Consider the following 19,934-nt stretch of genomic DNA (forward strand, 5'->3'; position numbering starts at 1 on the left):
TACAACTCTTTGCCGCAAATCCAAAGAATGAGTCGGCATTCCTTTCTCTCCTTCCTCTTGAATACCTGTACCCTATTTTAAATTAAAAGGCTGTAAGTTCAATTTTGCGCATCAGCCACCGCTATCGGGAGGAGGGGTGCAGCTTCTCCACAGAGGAAATTCAGCAGTGTCAAGCTTTTTTTAGCACTTTTCAGGATTACCTGCTGAACTGCCTTCCTGCCGAGCGGCAAGAACGCTACCAACCGGATCGGTATGTCAATTTTTATCGATTTCAGAGCTGGTATTGTGGTCGCCGCGATGTAGAGCTGGCTTGGCACACCATTCGCACGCTGATCAAAGGCTATGAGGTCAGTGACTATTTGGATCCCGATAGCTACCGAGAATTGCCTGAGGCCGACCGCAGTGTGGATGAAGAAGCCTTCGAGCGGATTTACGAAGAGATTTGGCCAGGCTACCGGGATCGAACCACCCATGAGGGCTACTGGGATGACCAAGATTTGGCCAGAGATGTGCTGCAGAATGGCACTCTTAATCCTATTCATCCAGTCATTTTTTGCGATGAGGTTCAGGACTTTACCCAACTTGAGCTGAATATCATTTTTTGCTTATCTCCTTGGGGAAAATACAAGTTGGATTGGGCTATTGATTGCCTGCCCTATGCCTTTGCCGGGGATCCCTTGCAAACCATTAACCCAACGGGATTTCGTTGGGCTGCTCTGAAAAAATATCTCTACGAGCATATCCGCGCCTACTTGTTGCCGAGCCATCCCTTTGAGATTGCAGGCCCGCAGGAGCTGAGAAACAACTATCGCAGCAATCCACAAGTTACTCGTTTTAGCAATGTAGTCAACCTGTGGCGGCGAGTTCTCAGCAAGAGTCGAGAAATCTATCCCCAACAGCCCTGGCGTCCCCATGAGCAGGGCATGCCGGTTCAAAGGTTTGTGCTGGATGGTCAGGAAAGAAACTTAATCGAAGATGAGCTTAGAAAAATGCTTAGTGATCTCACAGGAACAGTCTGTATCTTACCCTGTCCTGTGGGAGAGGAGCTGAACTACGTGCGTCAGGATCCCGAACTCCAGAAGATCTTTGCCGAGGAATTGAAGCAGAATCTTAAACCACCGCTCCTGCAAACTGCTACGTCTGTTAAGGGAATGGAGTTCAAAAAAGTTATCCTCTACAAGTTTGGAAACGCCTATCGACAAAACTTTAACCGGCAGCTTAATTATTACGCCCGAGGAGCTGGGGAGGCGATATCCCTGCAACTCCATTATTTTCTCAACCAATTGTATGTCGGCATTACCCGCCCCATCGAGGCCCTGGCCATTGTGGACACCTCTGCCGGTTGGCGGGAGTTCTGGGATCCAAGCTTAGAATCCAACTCTTGGCTCGATCATCCTTCTCTGCAACCGGATCGGTCGGAATGGGAGACCGACCCACCGGTATTGGGTTACCCTGTCAAAGGCATCAATATCCAGTACTGGACCAATACAAGCTTGGAAGATCTGCAGGAGGCAGCTCTTGAGCTTCTCAGGCGCGGCATCGAGGAGGGCAACCTCAAACTTCTGGAGGATGTTCAAACTCTGGCGCGGAAGGCAAAAAAACCACCTCTAGAACAGGAATGTCAGGCCTGGCTCCTCAAGCTCCAGAGGGATTACGTTTCCGCAGGGCAAAAGTTCCTGAGCCTGGAGCAGTCTGCTTTGCCCAACAAAAATCTTAAACGAGAAGCCTGGGAGTGCTTTTGGAGAGGGAAGGCCTGGTTGGAGCTGCAGCGTAACGCCGCCTACTTTGCTGGATGTCCTGGGATCCCAGACTACAGCCCCTTGGTGGACTTGATGGTGGCGACCCAAAGAACCTCTGTCAAGTCTATGGAGCGCTTCCGACAGGTGGTGCGGGTGCGAGATTGGCTGAGCGTTGAAGTCAGCCCCAAAGATAGGGACTTCGTCCCGCTTACACGAACGGATTCCACCTGGAAAGAGTGTGTACAGCAATTTTTGGCAGAGCTTGAGCAAGTTCTCAACAACTTGGGAACTTTCTGCCCCCAGGAAGAGGCCCGCAGCTGGTTTTTGCAAGAGACCCTTGAGGCTTTGAAGGGACGTCTGGCCTTTCTCGGCCAGCGGCAGCCGTTCGCGAATCAGTACTACAAGATTTGGGGTATCTGTCACTTCTATCGGCAGGAATTTGAGCGGGCGGTAGAGGTTTGGGATCAGGGGGGCCAAACGGAGCATTCCCCCTACTACTGGGCCAAGATCCACCTGGAACCCCTTCCCGGCAAGGTGAGGTGGCTATCCAAAGACCGCCAAGACTCGGTGGTGCTGGACCGATGGCAAGAGGCAGGACGTCCCCTCACAGGCGAGTGGGCAGAGTACATCGGCGACGTCGTCACCAGTCTGGAGCGCTTGAAAGACTGGCCGCTGATGCTGCGAGTTCTGATCCAGTGCCGAGAGTGGGAGAAGCTCTGGAAAACGGTGCAGGCCCATCCTCAGGCGTGGCAGCGGGGACATGACTACGAGCTGGTGGCTGCCATGGCCCGGGATATCCGGACCAACTGGGAAGACTTAAGGCGCAAATCCCCTGGGCTGCGAGATTTTCTGCAGGAAGTGGTTACCAGCACACAGATGGAGCGGGCCTGGTGGCTACAGCCCCTGGAGGTAGGCTTGGCTTGTGAGCGATTGGGCCACTACCGAGACACGCTCAGGTTTTACGAGCGCTTCACCGAAAGCAGAACCGGCAGGCTGAAACGCTCTCAAATCCGGCAGCGCTGGCTGGTGACCCACCAAAGGTATCAGGAGTTTCTCCAAGCAGAAGGACGCCCAACAGACCGTTTGGCAGAGGAGTTTCGACAGGCTCAAGAGCGCTGGGGGGAGCAACTGCCCCAGGCAGAACCTGAGCTGGACGAACGGGATCCCTGGGCGTTTGACTTTGTGGAGTACCCCAGCCCTGTCCAAAGTTGGCTGCTGCAGCGGGCCCAAACCGACACCCAGAGCCGACTCAGAGCGGAAATCGCCCAGGCGCTGGAGCATCTGAACGAACGACACTTGCAGCAGGTGCACAGCTTGATCCAGCGCTTTTCGCGCGCCGACCCATCCACCTAGGCTGGCTCCGAACGCAGGCCGGGAGGCCTATTGCAGGATTTGGCGCAGGCGCTCCAAGGCCCGTCGGTTCTCTTCAGGGGTGCCCACCGTCAGACGCAGCCCCCCACCCGTGTAGCGCACACCAGTCCCCAGCTCCTGCCAGGCCCGCTGCAGCTCTTGGGGATCCCAGCCGGCCACCCGGAAGTAGAGGAAGTTGGCTTGGCTGGGCCACACCCGCACCCCTGGCAGCTCCTGCAGAGCTTGATAAAGGGCTTCCCGCTCCTGACAAATTAGCGTCACGTCGGCCAAAAGCTCCTCGGCATGCTCCAAAGCCATCTGAACCGCCCACTGAGAAAGGGCCGTGAGGTTGTAGGGCAGGCGGATCCCATCCAACACCTGCACAAGCTGCGGATGACCTACGGCATAACCCACCCGATAGGCCGCCAGACGAAAAGCTTTGGAAAAGGTGCGCAAGATTACCCAGTTGGGATGCTCCGCCAATTTGGGCAGGGCTGTGTGCCGGCTGAACTCAAAATAGGCCTCATCCAAAATCACCAGAATCTCTTCGGGCAGCCCTTCCACCCACTCCCACTCTGCAGCCGTCAGGCCATTCCCCGTCGGCGAGTTGGGATCCACCAGGCACACCACCCGAATCGGATGCTCCCTCAAAGCCTGTTGACATCGCTCTAGATCCAGAGCAAACGTCTCCGGGTCGCGGGGAACCCGCACCACTGGGATCCCCAGGCTCTGGGCCAGGATGGCGTACATGGAGAAGGTGGGCTCTGCCACCAAAATGCCGCCCCGCCCGCCCAGACAGGTGGCAATCAGCAGGGAGCGGATCAGCTCATCCGACCCATTGCCCAGGCTGATCTGCTCTGGCTCCGCTCCGGCATAGGCGGCGATGGCCTGCTTCAGGCCCCGGTGGTGGGCATCGGGATAGCGGTTGCTGGGGATCCCCTTTTCCCAAAGGAGGGAGAGCTTCTGCTTGAAGCCCACCGGCCAATCGAGGGGGAACTCATTGGCATCCAGCTTGTCGGCAGCCGGGGCAGGCACGGCGTCGTAGGGCTTGAGGTGAAGCAAATCGGGGCGCAGATACTGCAAGGCACACATCTTCCTGACGGGGCGAAACACCTATCATAACAGGGTCAACCCGACCCCCTATTCTTTGGTCAGGGATCCCTGCTGACGTAGCGCCTCAAAAAGGGCAATTGCTACGGCATTGCTGAGGTTCAGGCTGCGCACCGGCCCCCGCAGTGGGATGCGCACGCTGGGATAGGTTTCCAAGAACAGAGGATCCAACCCCCGGCTTTCGCTGCCGAACACCAACCAGTCTCCTGGCTGATAGGTTACTTCCGTATAAAGGGCTTTGCCGCGCACACTAAAACACCAGAACCGGGCCTCAGGGTGGGCCTGCACCAGAGCAGACCAAGAGGGGTAGCGATACAGTTGGACGTGCTGCCAATAGTCCAGCCCCGCCCGCTTGAGGTAGCGATCCGAAAGGCGAAACCCCAGAGGATCCACCAGATGGAGAGGCGTATCGGTGGCTGCACAGGTGCGGGCGATATTCCCCGTATTGGCCGGGATCTCTGGGGCAACCAAAACAACGTGGAAGGGCATAATCCTATCCTACTTGCCCCCAAATCCGCGGTTGCCGCCCCCTTTTTTACCCCCACCTTTGCCCGGCTTGCGGCTGGGCTGTTGCCGAGAGGGAGAGGCCGTTGAACGTCCGCGCCAACTGGGATCCCCGCCGGGAAGAGAGGTACGCCCACCCCCCCAACCCATACCGGGAAAACCGCCACCCATGCCCATGTTGCGCATCATGTCGCGCATGCGTTGAAAATCACTGACCAGTCGGCTGACATCCTCCAGCTTGTGGCCAGATCCGCGGGCCACCCGTCGTTTGCGGCTGACGCTGCGGGCCAACAGATCCGGGTTGCGCCGCTCTTCGGGGGTCATGGAGTTGATCATGGCTTCGGCGCGGGCCAGTTGGTCTTGTCCCTTTTGCAGTTGTTCCTCGCTGATTTTGCCCATCCCCGGCATCAGTCTCAGCAGCCCTGCCAAGGATCCCATGCGTTTAATTAGGCGCATCTGCTTGAGGAAATCGGTGAAATCAAACTGGGCAGTCATCATCTTCTCCGCCATGCTGGCGGCATCTCCCAGGTCGATTTCCTCTTGAGCTTTTTCCACCAAGCTGAGGATATCCCCCATACCCAGAATGCGGGAGGCCATGCGATCCGGGTAGAAGGGATCCAGCGCTTCCACTTTTTCGCCGACGCCGATGAACTTGATGGGCTGACCGGACACTTGGCGAATGGAAAGGGCGGCCCCACCGCGGGTATCCCCATCCAGCTTGGTGAGGATGGCGCCGGTAATGCCCAGGCGCTCGTGGAAGGCTCGGGTAAGGCTGGCCGCCTCTTGGCCGATCATGGCATCCACCACCAGCAGGATCTCGTGGGGCTGCACCGCCGCCTTGATCCGCTCCAGCTCCGCCATCATCTCCAGGTCAATCTGCAAACGACCGGCAGTGTCCAAAATCACGTAGTCGTAGCCCTGCTGCCGGGCCGTCTCCACCCCCTGCCGGGCAATCTCGACGGGATCTGCTTTGCCCAGGTCGAAAACGGGGATCTGAATTTGCTGGCCCAGCGTCTTGAGCTGGTCGATGGCCGCCGGGCGGTAGATGTCTCCGGCCACCATCAGGGACTTCTTGCCCTGCTTGCGCAAGTACAAAGCCAACTTGGCGCAGGTGGTGGTTTTGCCGGATCCCTGCAAACCGGCCATGAGGACAATGGTGGGAGGCTGCTCCGCTTGGGCAATGGGCACGTTGGCTTCCCCCATCACTTTCACCAGCTCGTCGTGGACGATCTTGATGAACTGCTGATCCGGCGTCACCCCCAGGATGACCTCGGATCCCAGGGCAGCTTCCCGCACATCCTCGATGAACTGCTTCACCACCTGCAAGTTGACATCCGCATCCAGCAGGGCTCGCCGCACCTCCCGCAGAGCTTCTTGAATGTTGGTTTCGGTGATCTTGTCCTGGCCGCGCAGCTTTCTCCAGGCCAATTCCAACTTCTCGGAGAGGGCATCAAACATGGGTACTGTGGATCCTGTCAGGCGCTTTGGGGGCATTTCCTACCATAGTCGAATCGGGGCGACTCCATCTTGGGGATCCCAACCAAGGTGGCTATCCCGGCCCAGAAAAACTGGCGACTTCACAAAAGTTTAAGCAACAATAGAGGGCGTTGCATGCAGATCTTCCATGGTCAGCGTCGCTTCCCTTCCCTACAGCACCACCGACTGGCAATTGGGCTATCGCTCCCTATCCCAGGAGTACGACTATTGGATTACGGAGATCGAAGGACGGATCCCGGCAGGGTTGCGGGGAACCCTGTTTCGCAACGGCCCGGGCAAGCTGGAGGCGGGATCCCAGCGCTACGGGCACCCGTTCGATGGCGACGGCATGGTCTGCGCCATCACCTTTGTGGAGGGGAAGGTTCATTTTCGCAACCGGTTTGTGCGCACCCGCGAGTTTGAAGCAGAGGAAAAAGCCGGTCGGGTGCTCTACCGAGGGGTGTTTGGCACCCAAAAGCCGGGCGGCTGGTGGAGCAACTTTCTCGACTTGCGGTTTAAAAATCCCGCCAACACCAATGTCATCTACCAGGGAGATAAGCTGCTGGCCCTGTGGGAGGCCAGTGCCCCTTACCGGCTGAACCCGGCCACCTTGGCCACCGAGGGGATCGAAACGTTTGCAGGAGGGATCTCAGCCAACCAGCCTTTTACCGCCCATCCCCGGCGGGATCCCCACACGGGAGATCTCATCGCCTTTGGGGTGCGGGCTGCCCAGAACTCCACGTTGCTGTTTTACCGTCTGGACTCGCGCGGGCGCTTGGTGGAAAAGCGGGATTACCGCCTGCCCGGTTTTGCCTTCCTGCACGATTTTGTCTGGACACCCCGCTACCGTATCTTTTTCCAAAATCCCTTGGCTTTCAACCCCCTGCCGTTTGTGTTGGGCTGGCAACCGGCGGGCACCTGTTTGACCTTGAAACCGGGGGAGCCGACCCGCATCTGGCTCTTTCCCCAGGGCGATAAGCCGCTGCAACTGGAAGCGGAGCCGGGGTTTGTTTTCCATTTTGTCAACGGCTACGAAGTCGGGGATCAGGTGGTGGTGGATGCCGTCCTCTATGAGAACTACCCTGCCCTGGAGACGGATGCCGATTACCTGCAGATTGACTTTGCCCAGATTCCGGCGGGCAAGCTGTGGCGGTTCTATCTGGATCCCAAGGGGGGCAGCGTGAAGCGGGAACTGCTGCTGGATCGCTCGGTGGAGTTTCCGGCCATCCACCCGGCTCAAATGGGGGGATCCCACCGCTACATATACATCGGGGCCACCCATGCTCCTGGCCCCAATGCTCCTCTGCAAGCCATCCTCAAGCTGGATACCGCCACAGGTCGCACACAGCAGTACAGCTTTGCCCCTCGCGGCTTTGTGGGAGAACCGGTGTTCATCCCCGATCCAGAAGGTCAGGGCGAAGAGGCAGGGTGGATCGTGACGGTGGTTTTTGATGCGGCCAGCCAGCGCTCTCAAGTGGTGATCCTAGAAGCAGCCGATCTGACAGCCGGCCCGGTTGCGCGGATCCCATTGCGGCACCACATTCCCTATGGCCTACACGGCAGCTTCACTCCGCAGGTGTGGGCAACGCCTGCCTAAACGGTGAACCCCAGGAATGGCTAATGGATCCCATCGGCTCGGGAAAGATCATGCGCCCCAGCCTTTGCGGGAGCCCTGGGGATCGGTCAGTCGGATCCCGGCTGTGCAGAAACACCTCCAGTCAGCGTTGCCGGAAAAAACTACAGATACTCATCAATATCAATGGCCCTGTCTGGGGAATAGACATCCTGCAGCCTGAGAACCATTCCCTTGGAACAGTTGCTACCATTGGCTACAGGTCGGCTACAGTGTTGACAACTGCGGGCAAGGGCAGCTGCTAGGAGTTTCCCAATAGAAGCAGAATGGAAAAACGCTGTTGGGCGTTGTTAGGCTAGTGAATGGTGTGTTGAGCAGGTCTTGGGTCAAGAGCAAAGTTATGGCCTGTTTTTGCAACGGTAAATGTCTGCCGCCGAGCATTCTGAATTGACAGCAACGGAACCGTCACAATGTCCTCCGATCTGAGACCTCCCTTTCGACCTGTACGGCCCCCCAGACCCAGCTCAACGGGTGAGGCCAAGGGATCCCTGTCGTCGGCAAAAGCTCAGGATCCTGGTGCTGTTCGCGACAGCGGGACGGAGTCCTTGCAGCCCGTTGTCAGCACCACCGCTACCTTGGGGGAAAAGAAAGCGGCAGAAAGAGAGCGAGTCTGTTTGGAACCCATCCCCCCGCCTGGGGAGAAGATGCAATACCGAGCCATCGGCCTCATCGAAGGGCAATACATCCCCTCCCCAGAGCACTTTACCCGCGGGATTTTGCGCACCTCGGATGGCTTGGATCTGAATGCCGTATTGCTGGGCCGGGTGATGAGCCTGGTACGGAAACACCTGAAGCCGGAACGCAACTACCTGTGGGTGGTTTATCCTCGCACCCGCGACAAAACCGAAGATCTGCACGTGCAGTTGCTGGGGGTGTGGGCCCCAGAAGAAATGGGGCGAACTCTCCCCGAGGGATCCCGTCCGACGGTGGTGCCGGATTGGTTTTCCATCCGGGGCGAGGTCGTTTTTCAATCGCAGGAGAAAGGGTTCATCATTGTCAAGATCCGTCAATCGGGCAAAAAAGCTTCTGCCAACTCTCCCTCTCAGCGAGTCCAGAAGGATGGAGCCGCAGCCCCCAAGCCCCAAGCCTTCAAATTGCGCCTGATCGGATCCCTGCCGGGCAAAGGGGTAGGCAATTTCTGGGATCTGCAGGTGCGCCGCCGCGGATCCCTGCTCTATGTGGAGGCGGGCACTCCCATCGGCCCTGTGCTCAAAACGCCGCCGCGCCCACGCCTGAAGCGTTCAACCCCCCGACTCCAGAAGGGCCCTCTCCCCCCGCCGCGAGGGCAGCAGCCCATTTCCAATCCACAAGTGTATCCGCCGCGGGATCCCGCAAAAGTACCCAAGCCGGTTAAGAGAAAACGCCCATAAACTGGGCTAGTAGATCCTGCTTTAATGGAGCTTTTCATGTTGACCTTCTTGTTGTGAACCATTCTTTTACCCTGGTTAGGCCGTGGCAGAACTAACTCCTCCCAACAAACCTCCCAACAAAGATGAATTCATTTCGCCTCGCTATCCCTACTGGGGCGAAGTGAGGCCGCAGAACCTAGTTTTTGATGCCAACCTGCAGGAATTTAGCAATAAAGTGTCCTTGATTTGTAGCTTGGAAACCGGGGGCAAAATTACCCCGGAAGAAGCCTACCGGCAAATCAAAGAGCTGTGGAAACAACTCAAACAGACCAAAAAAGCCATCTTGGACAATCCCCAGTGGAAGGAGTCTCCCCCCGACTTGCCGGAAGAGTAGCCGGCTGGATCCTGGCTAACCGCAAACGGTGTACACTGGGCGCGGATGCCGGGCTTGGTCAGGGAAGATGAGGACTTTTCCTTCTCCGGAGGCGCTGCGTCGGCTGCCAGCGGGGGCTGCCGATGGGGCCATCATTCTGGGCACGTTGGTTCTCCTGGCCTTGGTGGCGCAGGTGGGGGTAGGGGCTTTTGAGCGGTTTCAGCCCCCGGCGGTGGTGCCCCGGATCGACTTGGATACGCGCAACCTGCCCTACTACGCAGCCCGCTCCACCTTGCGCATGTTCATTGCCTTGGCCTTTTCCACCCTTTTTACCTTGGTTTATGGCTACATTGCTGCCAAAAGCCGCTGGGCCGAGCGCATTTTGATCCCTCTGTTGGATGTCTTGCAATCGGTGCCGGTGTTGGGGTTTCTCTCCATTACCGTCACCGGCTTTATTGCCCTTTTTCCCGGCAGCTTGCTGGGGCTGGAGGCGGCTTCTATCTTTGCCATCTTCACCAGCCAGGTCTGGAACATGACCTTTTCCTTCTACCAATCCCTGCGCACGCTGCCTCAAGAGTTGGTGGAAGCCGCTACCTTGTATCGCCTGTCGGGGTGGCAGAGCTTTACCCAGTTGGAAGTGCCGGCGGCAATGGTGGGCCTCATCTGGAACGCCATGATGAGCTTTGGCGGAGGGTGGTTCTTTGTGGCAGCCAGCGAAGCCATCAGCGTGCTCAACCAGGAATACACGCTGCCGGGGCTGGGATCCTATGTGGAAGCGGCCGTCCAGGCGGAGGATCTGCCCAAGCTGGGCTGGGCGCTCCTGACCATGGCCGGGGTGATCCTGCTGGTGGATCAGCTCTTCTGGCGACCTTTGGTGGCTTGGTCGGATAAGTTTCGCCTGGAACAGAGCAGCGGGGCTGCCGCCCCCGAATCCTGGCTGTACGATCTGCTGACCACGGCGCGGATCCCGCGGCTGATCGGCAGTTGGCTGTCCCCCTTGGCAGAGTTGGTGGATAGGCTGTTGTCCCACTTAACTCGCCCCCGTTGGGTGGATCCCCTCAGTCCTGAGGTCGAGCGACGCCGCGAGCGGCTGCTAACCCAGCTTTCCTGGATAGCTATTGGCGGCATTGGGATTTGGATTGTTTATTTTGTGGCTACCACTGTGGGCTTTGGAGAGGTGATGCTGACCTTCGGGCTAGGGATCCTCACCCTGCTGCGGGTTAGCGTGTTGCTGGTGTTCGCCACGGTGATCTGGACTTCCATTGGGGTGGCCATTGGCTTTAATCCAAAGCTGGCAAAACTGCTGCAGCCGGTGGTGCAATTCCTGGCAGCTTTCCCGGCCAATTTCCTTTTTCCCTTTGTCACGTTGTTTTTTATCCGCGCCCAGATCAGCATTGAGTGGGGCAGCATTTTGCTCATGTCGTTGGGGGCACAGTGGTACATCCTTTTCAACTCCATTGCCGGCGCCCAGAGCATCCCCACGGACTTGCGAGAAATGGCTGTGGATGTGGGCTTACGAGGATGGCAGCGCTGGCGAAAGCTGATCATTCCAGGGATCTTTTCCGCCTGGGTCACCGGGGGAGTCACGGCCAGCGGCGGCGCTTGGAACGCCAGCATTGTCTCGGAGATTGTGGCCTGGGGATCCACCACCCTGACGGCTACGGGGTTGGGCACCTACATTGCCGAGGCAACGGCGGTGGGGGACTGGCCCCGCATTACCTTGGGCATTGGCATGATGAGCTTGTTTGTGGTGGGCCTTAACCGCCTCTTCTGGCGACGGCTGTATCGGTTGGCAGAAGAAAAATATCACCTTTAGTCTTTTCAGTTTCTGAGGCAATCTCTCTATGAGCTCTGCAGCTTCCCCCGTTTTAATTGAGGTTGAGAAAGTCTACAAGCGCTTTCCTTTGCCAGAGGGCAAGGGGGAGTTTACCGTTTTAAGCCAAATTGATTTGCAAGTGCGGGCAGGGGAGGTCTTGGCTCTGCTGGGCCGCAGCGGCAGTGGCAAAAGCACCCTTTTGCGCATCATGGCGGGCCTGATCCCCCCCAGCCAAGGGCGGGTGCTGAGCAACGGCCAGCCTCTACGCGGGCCTAACCCCGATGTGGCGATGGTGTTTCAGAGCTTTGCTCTCCTACCCTGGCTGACCGTGCAAGAAAATGTGGAGCTGGGGCTGCAAGCCCGAGGGATCCCCCGCGAGATCCGCCGGCAAAAGGCCCTGAAGGCCATTGACTTGGTGGGCTTGGATGGGTTTGAGAACGCTTACCCCAAGGAGCTTTCGGGGGGGATGAAGCAGCGGGTGGGCTTTGCCCGCGCCTTTGTCTTAGAGCCCAAGGTGCTGTTTATGGATGAGCCTTTTAGCGCTTTGGACGTGCTGACGGCGGAAAACCTGCGGGGGGAAATTGATGAGCTGTGGAATGCGCAAGCCTTCCCTTCCCAAAGCATCCTCATCGTTACCCACAACATCGAAGAGGCGGTGTTTTTAGCGGATCGGGTGGTGATTCTGGGATCCAACCCGGGGCGGATCCGGGGGGAGGTGAGAATAGATCTGCCGCGGCCTCACGAGCGCACGGATCCCCGCTTTAAGTCCTTGGTGGACTACATCTACGAGATCATGACCAACCCCGAAATTGCTGTTACCGGAGAGGTGGCTCTGCCTGCGCTGGCTGGTGATAAGGCCACTTCCCCCTATGCCCTGCCTCTGCCCCATGCGCGGGTGGGCGGGATCAGCGGTCTGCTGGAGTTGATCGTGGAGTGGCCGCAAGGGCGGGCGGAGATTGCCGATTTGGCCGAGCGGCTGCAACTGGCCGTGGACGATCTGCTGCCGATTTTGGATGCGGCGGTGCTGTTGGGCTTTGCCGAGGTGGCCAGCGGGGTGGTGCAACTGACCGAAATTGGCCAGGACTTTGCCAACACCACCATCCTGCGCAGCAAGGATCTCTTCCGACAACAGCTATTGGCACGGGTTCCCGTGTTCCGCAGCATCTTGCAGACCCTGGAAGAAAAAGGCAGCCGCTCCATGCGAGCGGACTTCTTCTTGGATCTTTGGGACGAACACTTCCCCCACGCTGAAGCCGAACGGCAGTTTGCCACCGCCATTGACTGGGGACGCTATGCAGAGCTGTTTGAGTACGACGCCTCGGAAGAACGTCTCTATCTGCCCGAGCCAAGCGAGAGCTCCACTGCTCAAAAGCCTGTCGGTCTCAACTCTCGTTCCGACTGAAGCGCATCTGGCTCTGCCTTTTTCAAAGCTGCATCGTAGAGCGGAGGTATGGCGCCAATTCCAGAAAGTCCCAAAATCTACCACATTACCCATGTAGACAACTTGCAAGGGATTGTAACCACTGGTGGGCTACTCTCTGACGCGGCAATACTTCAACAAGGGGGGCCGACGCAAGCCATTGGCATGTCCAAAATCAAGCGACGTCGAATCGAGGAGCTGGAAGTTTCATGCCACCCTGGCACAAAAGTCGGCGACTATGTTCCTTTTTACTTTTGCCCCCGCTCGATCATGCTTTATGTCATCCACTGCGCAAACCATCCCGAATTGACCTATCGCGGTGGCCAGACTCGGATCGTGCATCTCGAGGCAGATCTGCATCGGGTCATCGCTTGGGCTGATCACAATCAAGTTCGGTGGGCTTTCTCCCTCTCCAACGCGGGTGCCCGCTACACTGAGTTCCGCTCCCAGCTTGGCTGTCTTGGTGAGCTAGACTGGGGCGCTATTGCCGCCAGGGATTTCCGCAACCCAGAGGTCAAGGAACGCAAGCAGGCAGAATTTCTTCTTTACGGCTACTTTCCCTTTGATCTCGTCGAAAGAATTGGAGTGTGCCAGGCTAACCTTAGGTGCAAAGTTAACCAAGTGCTGGCGAGGAGTCAATACACTCCTACGGTGGAAGTACGTGCTGATTGGTATTTTTGACCAAGGGAGGCCCATGGTTCTTGAATACCGTGCCGGAGATATCTTGGAAGCGGATGCGGAGGCGCTGGTCAATTCCGTTAACTGCGTTGGCGCCATGGGCCGTGGCATTGCCCTGCAGTTTAAGAAGGCCTGGCCTGAGAACTTCAAGGCCTACGCGGCAGCTTGCCGACGGGGGGAAGTTCAGCCCGGTAAACTATTGGTTTTCGAGACGGGAAAGCTGACTAATCCTCGCTATATCATCAATTTTCCCACCAAGCGCCACTGGCGGGGGAAGTCGAGGATTGAGGACATCGAGGCCGGGCTACAGTCCCTTGTGGAAGAGATCAGGCGTCTTGGCCTACATTCGGTTGCTCTGCCACCCCTGGGTTGTGGCCTCGGTGGTCTCAGTTGGCCGGATGTTCGCTCCCGCATCGAGTGGGCGCTGGCAACGCTCCCAGATGTGCGCATTCTTGTTTTTGAGCCGACTGAGGTTCAGCCTTTGCCGAAGAGCATGCGCCGTGGGCAGGTTCCTACCCTAACTCCGGGAAGGGCGGTGCTGGTGGGCCTCATGGAACGTTACACCAACGGCCTACTGGTTCCCTTCGTTTCCCTGCTCGAGCTGCACAAGCTGATGTACTTCCTGCAGGAAGCTGGGGAGCCCCTTCGCTTAAGGTTTACAAAGGGCGTTTATGGCCCCTACGCTGAGAACCTGCGGCATGTTCTTAAGGAAATCGAGGGTTACTACATCTCTGGGTACGGATCGGGGAGTGACCGACCAGACAAGAAGCTGGAGCTGGTGCCTGGCGCCATCGAGGAGGCCCACAGCTATCTCGCCGATCAGCCAGAGACGAGAGAACGCTTTGAGCGTGTCAGTGACCTCGTGGAGGGCTTTGAGTCGCCGTACGGTTTAGAACTGCTCGCTACTGCTCACTGGATTTTGACTCGGGAGCACCCTGCCACGGCGGAGGCGCTGGTGGAGGGTTTCCACGCCTGGGCAGAAAGGAAACGGCAATTCAGCAAGAAACAAATCCTGCTTGCCGCTCAAGTTTTGGCAGAGAAGGGGTGGGTCGAGGCGCTTCCAGGGCAGCAGTTCACAGCCAATTGAAGCCCGTTTGAGATATTGCCCCGGAGTGCTGCACAGACTTTGCTCCTAGCCTTTGTGCCGAAGGCAGAGGAGAACTGGGGATCATAGCACTGCCGTTGGAGATGAGGTTGGCGATTTGCAATAGCCATACTTACTCATAAATCCAGCTTTGGGCAACCGGTGTCCAGCTCACCAATTCCGACTCATCGAACCAAAGGGCGATCTCCCGCTGCGCGGTTTCAACTCCATCGGAGCCGTGAATGAGGTTGCGGCCAATATCGATGCCAAAATCGCCGCGAATGGTGCCCGGTTCTGCCTCCAGGGGGTTGGTCTTGCCGATCAGCTTGCGGGCGGCTGCCACCACTCCTTTGCCTTCCCAAACCATGGCCACCACCGGCCCAGAGGTGATGAACTGAACCAAACCGGGGAAGAAGGGGCGCTCTTTGTGCTCGGCATAGTGGGCTTCCGCCAGCTCTTGGCTCACCTGCATCAGCTTCAGGCCCACCAATTGGTAGCCTCGGCTCTCCAGGCGCTGGATGATGGTGCCCACCAGCCCCCGCTGCACGCCGTCTGGCTTGATGGCAATAAAGGTGCGCTCCATGGGATCTCCCCTCGTTTTACAGATCTTCACCGCTATCCTTGTACCGGATCGGGGATCCCGAGCGCAAGGGAGCAAAATTAGCGCTTTTTACGCGCCCACCACTGCCAAGGTCAGGAAGGCAGCCCCCACCACTGTAATCGCCCAGCCGGCCCAGCGAGTTAAGCCAGGGATCCGCAACCCCCAGCGTTCTGCTGCCCAAAGGGCCAGGAGAGCTACCCCATACTGGACGGTGCTCAACCCCAGTAGATATCCCACCCAAGGCATGGGTTGGGCGCCGATAATGGTTTCGGCGTAGGCATAGCCATGGAATAGCCCCGCCAGGGATCCCCCTATTAGCAAGAGCCAACTTGGGATCTGCCGCGGTTGCACCAGCAGCAAGCCGAAGAGAACCACGGAAGAGGCAATGGCCAGCTCCGTCAGTCCCAGGGGATCCCAGCCGGCCAGGTGGATCCCAGTGCCCACCAGACCCGCTAGCACAAAGCCCAGCGGGATCCCATAGCGCCAGGGCTGCCCCGCCGCCACAAGACCGATGGCCACGACGAAGGCCAGGTGATCCAAGCCAATGACAGGGTGAGCCAGCCCGGAGAGAAATCCCTCCCAGGCCGTTGCAGGCAGTTTCCCTCCCAGGGCGTGGTGGGCAAAAGCCGGCGAAAAAAACCCCGTAACTGCCAGTGCACCCCCAGCAGCGGCAAAGCTGGGGATCCCTTCCTTCCGCCACCGCCCAAGCGGCGATGGGACTTGCTGCCACAGCCAAGACATGCTTTTGGACCTCCCTGAGTTCTCTCAATAGCTGCCCAGATCTCCCAGTCTAGGGGCGCTCTCTGTACCCTTGCAGATTTTCCGGCTCAAACTGGCGCAAAATCCGCGTGGCTTCGCGGAGGCGGGTTTCGTTCTCTTCTTCCACAATGAGCACGTACTTGCCCGCAGCGAGGCGGTTGCGGTAAGCCAAAGCATCGCCGGAGCCACCAGACAAGCCCACTCCGCCGCCGACGAAAAAGCTGCCCATGGCCCCGCCCATCGCGCCCAATAGGCCGCCGATCAGGTGGTTGCCTATAGGTCCCGCCCAGGCAAAGGTATCCAAACCACTCAAAACGCTGAACCCCACCCCGGCCAAAAAGCCAAAGGGCACCAACCAAATGGCCAGGCGCCGCATCTGACGGCGGGCCGCTTGGGCCGGGTCAATCAGCCCAAACTCGTCGGCACTCTTGTAGCCCCGCCCCAGCAGATGCAATCGCTCCAGGGAAAAGCCGGCTTGTTCCAGGGCGCTGTAGGCCGCCTCAGCGGCTATGCGATCCGGCAGTACCGCGATTAAATAGCTCATGGACCCGGGGATCCAATCCGTTCCACATCTTAATTGTCTGCCAAGTTTGAGCGAGGATCCCTGTGACCCAGTCTGGCTCCACTAGCGCTCCATCTACTAGCCTCTACCAGCGCTTTTACGAAGTGGTGCGGCGGATCCCGCCGGGCCGAGTGGCCACCTATGGGCAGGTGGCGCGGGTTGCCGGTTACCCCGGCTATGCTCGCCAGGTGGGCTATGCTTTGTTTCGCCTGCAAGGCCAAAACACCGACATCCCTTGGCACCGGGTGATCAACGCCCAGGGCTGCATTTCCTACTCCCCTTTTCGCCTGGGCTACGACGACCTGCAGAAAGCGCTGCTGCAAGCCGAAGGGATCCACTTCGACGCCGAGGGCCAGGTGGACTTGCAACAATTTGGCTGGGATCCAGGGGAAGTTTAACCTAGGCTTGACCTAACCTTAGACAGGCCATAACGAAACCCCCATCCCACCCCTGGTAACGTGAACGCGGATGCGTCCTCTCTTGCGGATGGAGTGAAGGAATTGTCATGAAACCAGCTTGCCGTGCTCGAGGGTCTGCCCCTGCCAAGAGATGGCTCCCGGATTGGCTGAACCCTCTGGCCAGGTCCCTGTGGGTCGGGTTGTGGTGTTTGGTGCTGAGCCTGGCCAGCGCCTGCGGTAGCAGCAGCTCGGTTCCCCCAACCGGCGGAGGGGCTGGGTTTATCGCCTCGGATCCCAATGTGGCTCTCTCGACTCAGCCGCCCGCTTTTACCCTGCAAATCCTACATGCCAGCGACTTGGAAGCCTCGATCGCTGCCGTACAAGATGCGCCGCGCTTCTCGGCGGTGGTGAATGCTCTGCGCCCCCAATTTCCCAACACGGTGGTGCTCTCCAGTGGGGACAACTATATTCCCAGCCCCTTCTACAACGCCAGCACGGATCGGTCTCTGCAAGGCCGTTACAACCTCACCCCTGGCAAAGCCGATATCGAGATCATCAACGCCATTGGCTTTGAGGCGGCTGCCTTCGGCAACCACGAGTTCGACCAGGGTACGCGCCAAATTCGCGACCTCATCCGGCCCGACACTGGCCGCGGCTACGCTGGGGCTCGTTTTCCCTACTTGAGCGCCAACCTCAGCTTCAGCGGTACCGGCGAATTGGCTAGCTCTGACTTTGCTGCTGATGGTCAAGAGGCCAGCTCTATCCGCGGCAAGATCGCCAAGACGGCGGTGATCACGGTAGGAGGGCAGCGGATCGGTCTGGTGGGAGCCACCACCACCCGTTTGGCGGCCATCTCTAGCCCCGGCCCCGAGGTGAGGGTAGAAGGCAGGGTGGACGATACTGACCAGGTGAGTGCCGCTCTAATCCAGGGCTTCGTCGATCAACTCACCGCTCAGGGCATCAACAAAATTATCCTCCTAGCCCATCTGCAACAGTTGCAAAACGAGGTAGCCCTGGCCAGCCAATTGCGAAATGTGGACATCATCATTGCCGGCGGATCCCACCGGGTAATTGCCAAGCCCACCGATCGCCTGCGCACTGATTTGCCCGATACCCGCACGGGTGACTACCCCATCTTGCGCTCCTCCGCCAGTGGTCAACCGGTGGCGGTGGTCAACACCGGCTCCAACTATCGCTACGTGGGCCGCCTGGTGGTCAGCTTTGACGCCAACGGGGTTATTGCCCGCATCGATCCGGTGAGCGGTGCCTATGCCACCGACGACCAAGGGGTAGCAGCTGTCAGGGGCACCCCCAATCCTGACGTGGTTCGGGTGGCCAATGAGATCGGCAACATCATCCGCACCAAGGATGGCCGCACCTTTGGCTCCACCACACAATTTCTCAACGGCCTGCGGGCAGAGGTGCGCACCGAGGAAACCAACCTGGGTAACCTCACCGCCGATGCCAACTTGGCCTACGCCAGAACGGTCGATCCTTCCACCGTCATCTCCCTGAAAAATGGCGGCGGCATTCGCGCTCCCATTGGGGCTACCGCTGGTGGTGGCGGCGGTGAGCCGGTGCAGCGGATCCCACCGGTGGCTAACCCTGAGGCCGGCAAGCAGTCCGGTCAAATCTCTCAGCTGGACATCGAAACGGCCCTTGCTTTTAACAACGGCCTCTCTCTGTTGACTGTTACCGCTGAGGAACTGAAGCAGATAGTGGAACACGGGGTGGCGCAAACCCAGCCAGGAGCCACGCCAGGCCGTTTCCCCCAAATTGGCGGCTTTGCCTTTAGCTTTGATCCCTCGCGGCCACCGGGATCCCGCGTCCTCTCCTTGCGGGTGGATACGCCCACAGGTCGGGATGTGGTGGTGCGCAACGGCCAAGTGCAAGGGGATCCCAGACGCACCTTCCGCCTGGTGACCCTGGACTTCTTGGCCAATGGTGGGGATGACTATCCCTTCCCTCGCCTGTCTAACCCCAACCGGGTCAACTTGGCCCCCAGCTCTGGCATTACCTTCGACACCCCCGGCAGCGAGCAAGATGCCTTGGCTCGGTATTTGCGGCAGATCGGCGTGTTCACCCAAGCAGACACCCCGCCTGCCCAGGATACCCGCATCCAGAATCTGTCGGCCCGCCCCGATACGGTGCTGCAAGGGCTGTAGATTGGGTTAATGGACTGAGGCGGATGGATCCGGAGGAGTAGGGATTCCGATGCCAGACTCACTTCTTGCAAAAGGGGAGAGTGGCTTGGGTTAATTCCCTCAGCAACGCCATAGAAAATGTCTTGAGCTTTTTAGGAAAGACTACAGGAAGGGATCCCTGGCCAGCGTCAAGGATCCCTTTTCTTTTTCCTACTCCTATCCCTGCTGGTGTTACTTGGCAACGTTTACCAGGGTGCCCAGGCGGGCTGTAAACCTTGCGGGCATTGCCCACAATAGGTGGATTTGTATACGGATTGAATTGCTTCCTCAAGGAGGAATCATTACCATCAAGGTGACGTTCGCTCCTTTTGCTGTTCATGACTCTGGAGACGTTTTTTACCCAGCTCAACGCCAATGGCTTAGCCATTGCGCTTTTGCTCTTTGCCACCCCTTGGGTGGTTTGGGTTCTCTGCGACTGGATCCCAGGCCAATGGGAGGAGCCTTTTTTGCTCAGCTTAAGTATCGGCTTGGGAGCGGTAACTCTTGTCCTCTGGGCGGGCTACTTGGCCTATGCCACCAACACCGCCGGCTGGCAGGCGGTGGTGAAGCAGGCGGATATGTTCTTGCTGCTGGTGCCTCCCTGGACTTTTCTTAGCTCCATCTGGGTGGCGCGGCAGCGCATGCCTCTCTCGCGGGTGCCGGCTTTTCGCACCTTGCAAGGGATCGGCATTTTGGCGGCAGTCTATCTGATTTTTTCTTGGCTCAGTCGCCGGGTTTATCTTGTCTTCTTTTCCCGCCTACCCTTCTCGGCTTTCCTGTGGATCCTGGCGGGGCTGTTGGGGGTGGCGTACATCGGCTATCGCATCATCTTCGGGGATCCGCCCAAGTACCCGCCTGAAACCTGAGGGGACGGACAGCAGGGAGTGACATACTCCCGC

Annotated in this window: 17 protein-coding genes; 11 read left to right on the forward strand and 6 right to left on the reverse strand. The window is 58.4% G+C overall.

Annotation, left to right across the window (positions count from 1 at the left end; all coding sequences use genetic code 11):
- Positions 1-104: 104 nt before the first annotated feature.
- Positions 105-3,092, forward strand: coding sequence for a hypothetical protein (locus ACVW0B_RS04005; RefSeq protein WP_457491007.1), 2,988 nt, complete (start codon positions 105-107; stop codon positions 3,090-3,092).
- A gap of 27 nt (positions 3,093-3,119) precedes the next feature.
- On the opposite strand, the gene ACVW0B_RS04010 is transcribed toward ACVW0B_RS04005, so the two are convergent.
- The 3 genes from ACVW0B_RS04010 to ffh are packed head-to-tail and all read right to left on the reverse strand — an operon-like array spanning position 3,120 to position 6,161.
- Positions 3,120-4,181, reverse strand: a complete 1,062-nt coding sequence (locus tag ACVW0B_RS04010; protein ID WP_457491008.1) for a histidinol-phosphate transaminase — start codon at positions 4,179-4,181, stop codon at positions 3,120-3,122.
- Positions 4,182-4,229: 48 nt separating this feature from the next.
- On the reverse strand, positions 4,230-4,688 hold the full coding sequence (locus tag ACVW0B_RS04015) for a tRNA (cytidine(34)-2'-O)-methyltransferase (RefSeq protein WP_011431928.1): 459 nt from the start codon (positions 4,686-4,688) through the stop codon (positions 4,230-4,232).
- Between the two features lie 9 nt (positions 4,689-4,697).
- Positions 4,698-6,161, reverse strand: coding sequence for a signal recognition particle protein (gene ffh, locus ACVW0B_RS04020; protein ID WP_011431929.1), 1,464 nt, complete (start codon positions 6,159-6,161; stop codon positions 4,698-4,700).
- A 166-nt stretch (positions 6,162-6,327) separates the two neighbouring features.
- On the opposite strand from ffh, the gene ACVW0B_RS04025 reads away from it, so the two are divergent.
- The 7 genes from ACVW0B_RS04025 (at position 6,328) to darG (ending at position 14,535) form a co-directional block, all read left to right on the forward strand.
- Positions 6,328-7,776, forward strand: coding sequence for a carotenoid oxygenase family protein (locus ACVW0B_RS04025; protein ID WP_457489887.1), 1,449 nt, complete (start codon positions 6,328-6,330; stop codon positions 7,774-7,776).
- Between the two features lie 446 nt (positions 7,777-8,222).
- On the forward strand, positions 8,223-9,182 hold the full coding sequence (locus tag ACVW0B_RS04030; protein ID WP_457491009.1) for a hypothetical protein: 960 nt from the start codon (positions 8,223-8,225) through the stop codon (positions 9,180-9,182).
- 82 nt (positions 9,183-9,264) lie between these two features.
- Positions 9,265-9,555, forward strand: coding sequence for a DUF7219 family protein (locus tag ACVW0B_RS04035; RefSeq protein ID WP_457491010.1), 291 nt, complete (start codon positions 9,265-9,267; stop codon positions 9,553-9,555).
- A 67-nt stretch (positions 9,556-9,622) separates the two neighbouring features.
- On the forward strand, positions 9,623-11,350 hold the full coding sequence (locus ACVW0B_RS04040; protein WP_457491011.1) for an ABC transporter permease: 1,728 nt from the start codon (positions 9,623-9,625) through the stop codon (positions 11,348-11,350).
- A 28-nt stretch (positions 11,351-11,378) separates the two neighbouring features.
- Positions 11,379-12,752 carry an ABC transporter ATP-binding protein gene (locus ACVW0B_RS04045; RefSeq protein WP_414331442.1) on the forward strand — a complete coding sequence of 458 codons (1,374 nt, stop codon included), beginning with the start codon at positions 11,379-11,381 and terminating at the stop codon, positions 12,750-12,752.
- Between the two features lie 48 nt (positions 12,753-12,800).
- Positions 12,801-13,451: a type II toxin-antitoxin system toxin DNA ADP-ribosyl transferase DarT gene (gene darT / locus ACVW0B_RS04050; protein WP_457489883.1), complete on the forward strand. Its 651-nt coding sequence runs from the start codon at positions 12,801-12,803 to the stop codon at positions 13,449-13,451.
- Between the two features lie 13 nt (positions 13,452-13,464).
- Positions 13,465-14,535, forward strand: coding sequence for a type II toxin-antitoxin system antitoxin DNA ADP-ribosyl glycohydrolase DarG (darG, locus tag ACVW0B_RS04055; RefSeq protein WP_457489882.1), 1,071 nt, complete (start codon positions 13,465-13,467; stop codon positions 14,533-14,535).
- A 130-nt stretch (positions 14,536-14,665) separates the two neighbouring features.
- On the opposite strand, the gene ndk is transcribed toward darG, so the two are convergent.
- From ndk to ACVW0B_RS04070, 3 genes are all read right to left on the reverse strand, one after another.
- Positions 14,666-15,115, reverse strand: a complete 450-nt coding sequence (gene ndk, locus ACVW0B_RS04060; RefSeq protein ID WP_457489881.1) for a nucleoside-diphosphate kinase — start codon at positions 15,113-15,115, stop codon at positions 14,666-14,668.
- 87 nt (positions 15,116-15,202) lie between these two features.
- Complete coding sequence (locus ACVW0B_RS04065) at positions 15,203-15,874, reverse strand: HupE/UreJ family protein (RefSeq protein ID WP_011431938.1); 672 nt, start codon at positions 15,872-15,874, stop codon at positions 15,203-15,205.
- A 49-nt stretch (positions 15,875-15,923) separates the two neighbouring features.
- Positions 15,924-16,436, reverse strand: a complete 513-nt coding sequence (locus ACVW0B_RS04070; RefSeq protein ID WP_011431939.1) for a hypothetical protein — start codon at positions 16,434-16,436, stop codon at positions 15,924-15,926.
- A 62-nt stretch (positions 16,437-16,498) separates the two neighbouring features.
- On the opposite strand from ACVW0B_RS04070, the gene ACVW0B_RS04075 reads away from it, so the two are divergent.
- The 3 genes from ACVW0B_RS04075 (at position 16,499) to ACVW0B_RS04085 (ending at position 19,901) form a co-directional block, all read left to right on the forward strand.
- Positions 16,499-16,852 (forward strand): MGMT family protein, encoded by a 354-nt coding sequence (locus ACVW0B_RS04075; protein ID WP_414329999.1) that lies wholly within the window; start codon positions 16,499-16,501, stop codon positions 16,850-16,852.
- 212 nt (positions 16,853-17,064) lie between these two features.
- Positions 17,065-19,017: a bifunctional metallophosphatase/5'-nucleotidase gene (locus tag ACVW0B_RS04080; RefSeq protein WP_457491047.1), complete on the forward strand. Its 1,953-nt coding sequence runs from the start codon at positions 17,065-17,067 to the stop codon at positions 19,015-19,017.
- Positions 19,018-19,373: 356 nt separating this feature from the next.
- The gene (locus ACVW0B_RS04085) at positions 19,374-19,901 is read left to right on the forward strand and encodes a hypothetical protein (protein ID WP_414343588.1); all 528 of its coding nucleotides are present in this window, start codon (positions 19,374-19,376) and stop codon (positions 19,899-19,901) included.
- Positions 19,902-19,934: the final 33 nt, after the last annotated feature.

Source organism: Thermostichus sp. MS-CIW-23, assembly GCF_054059455.1.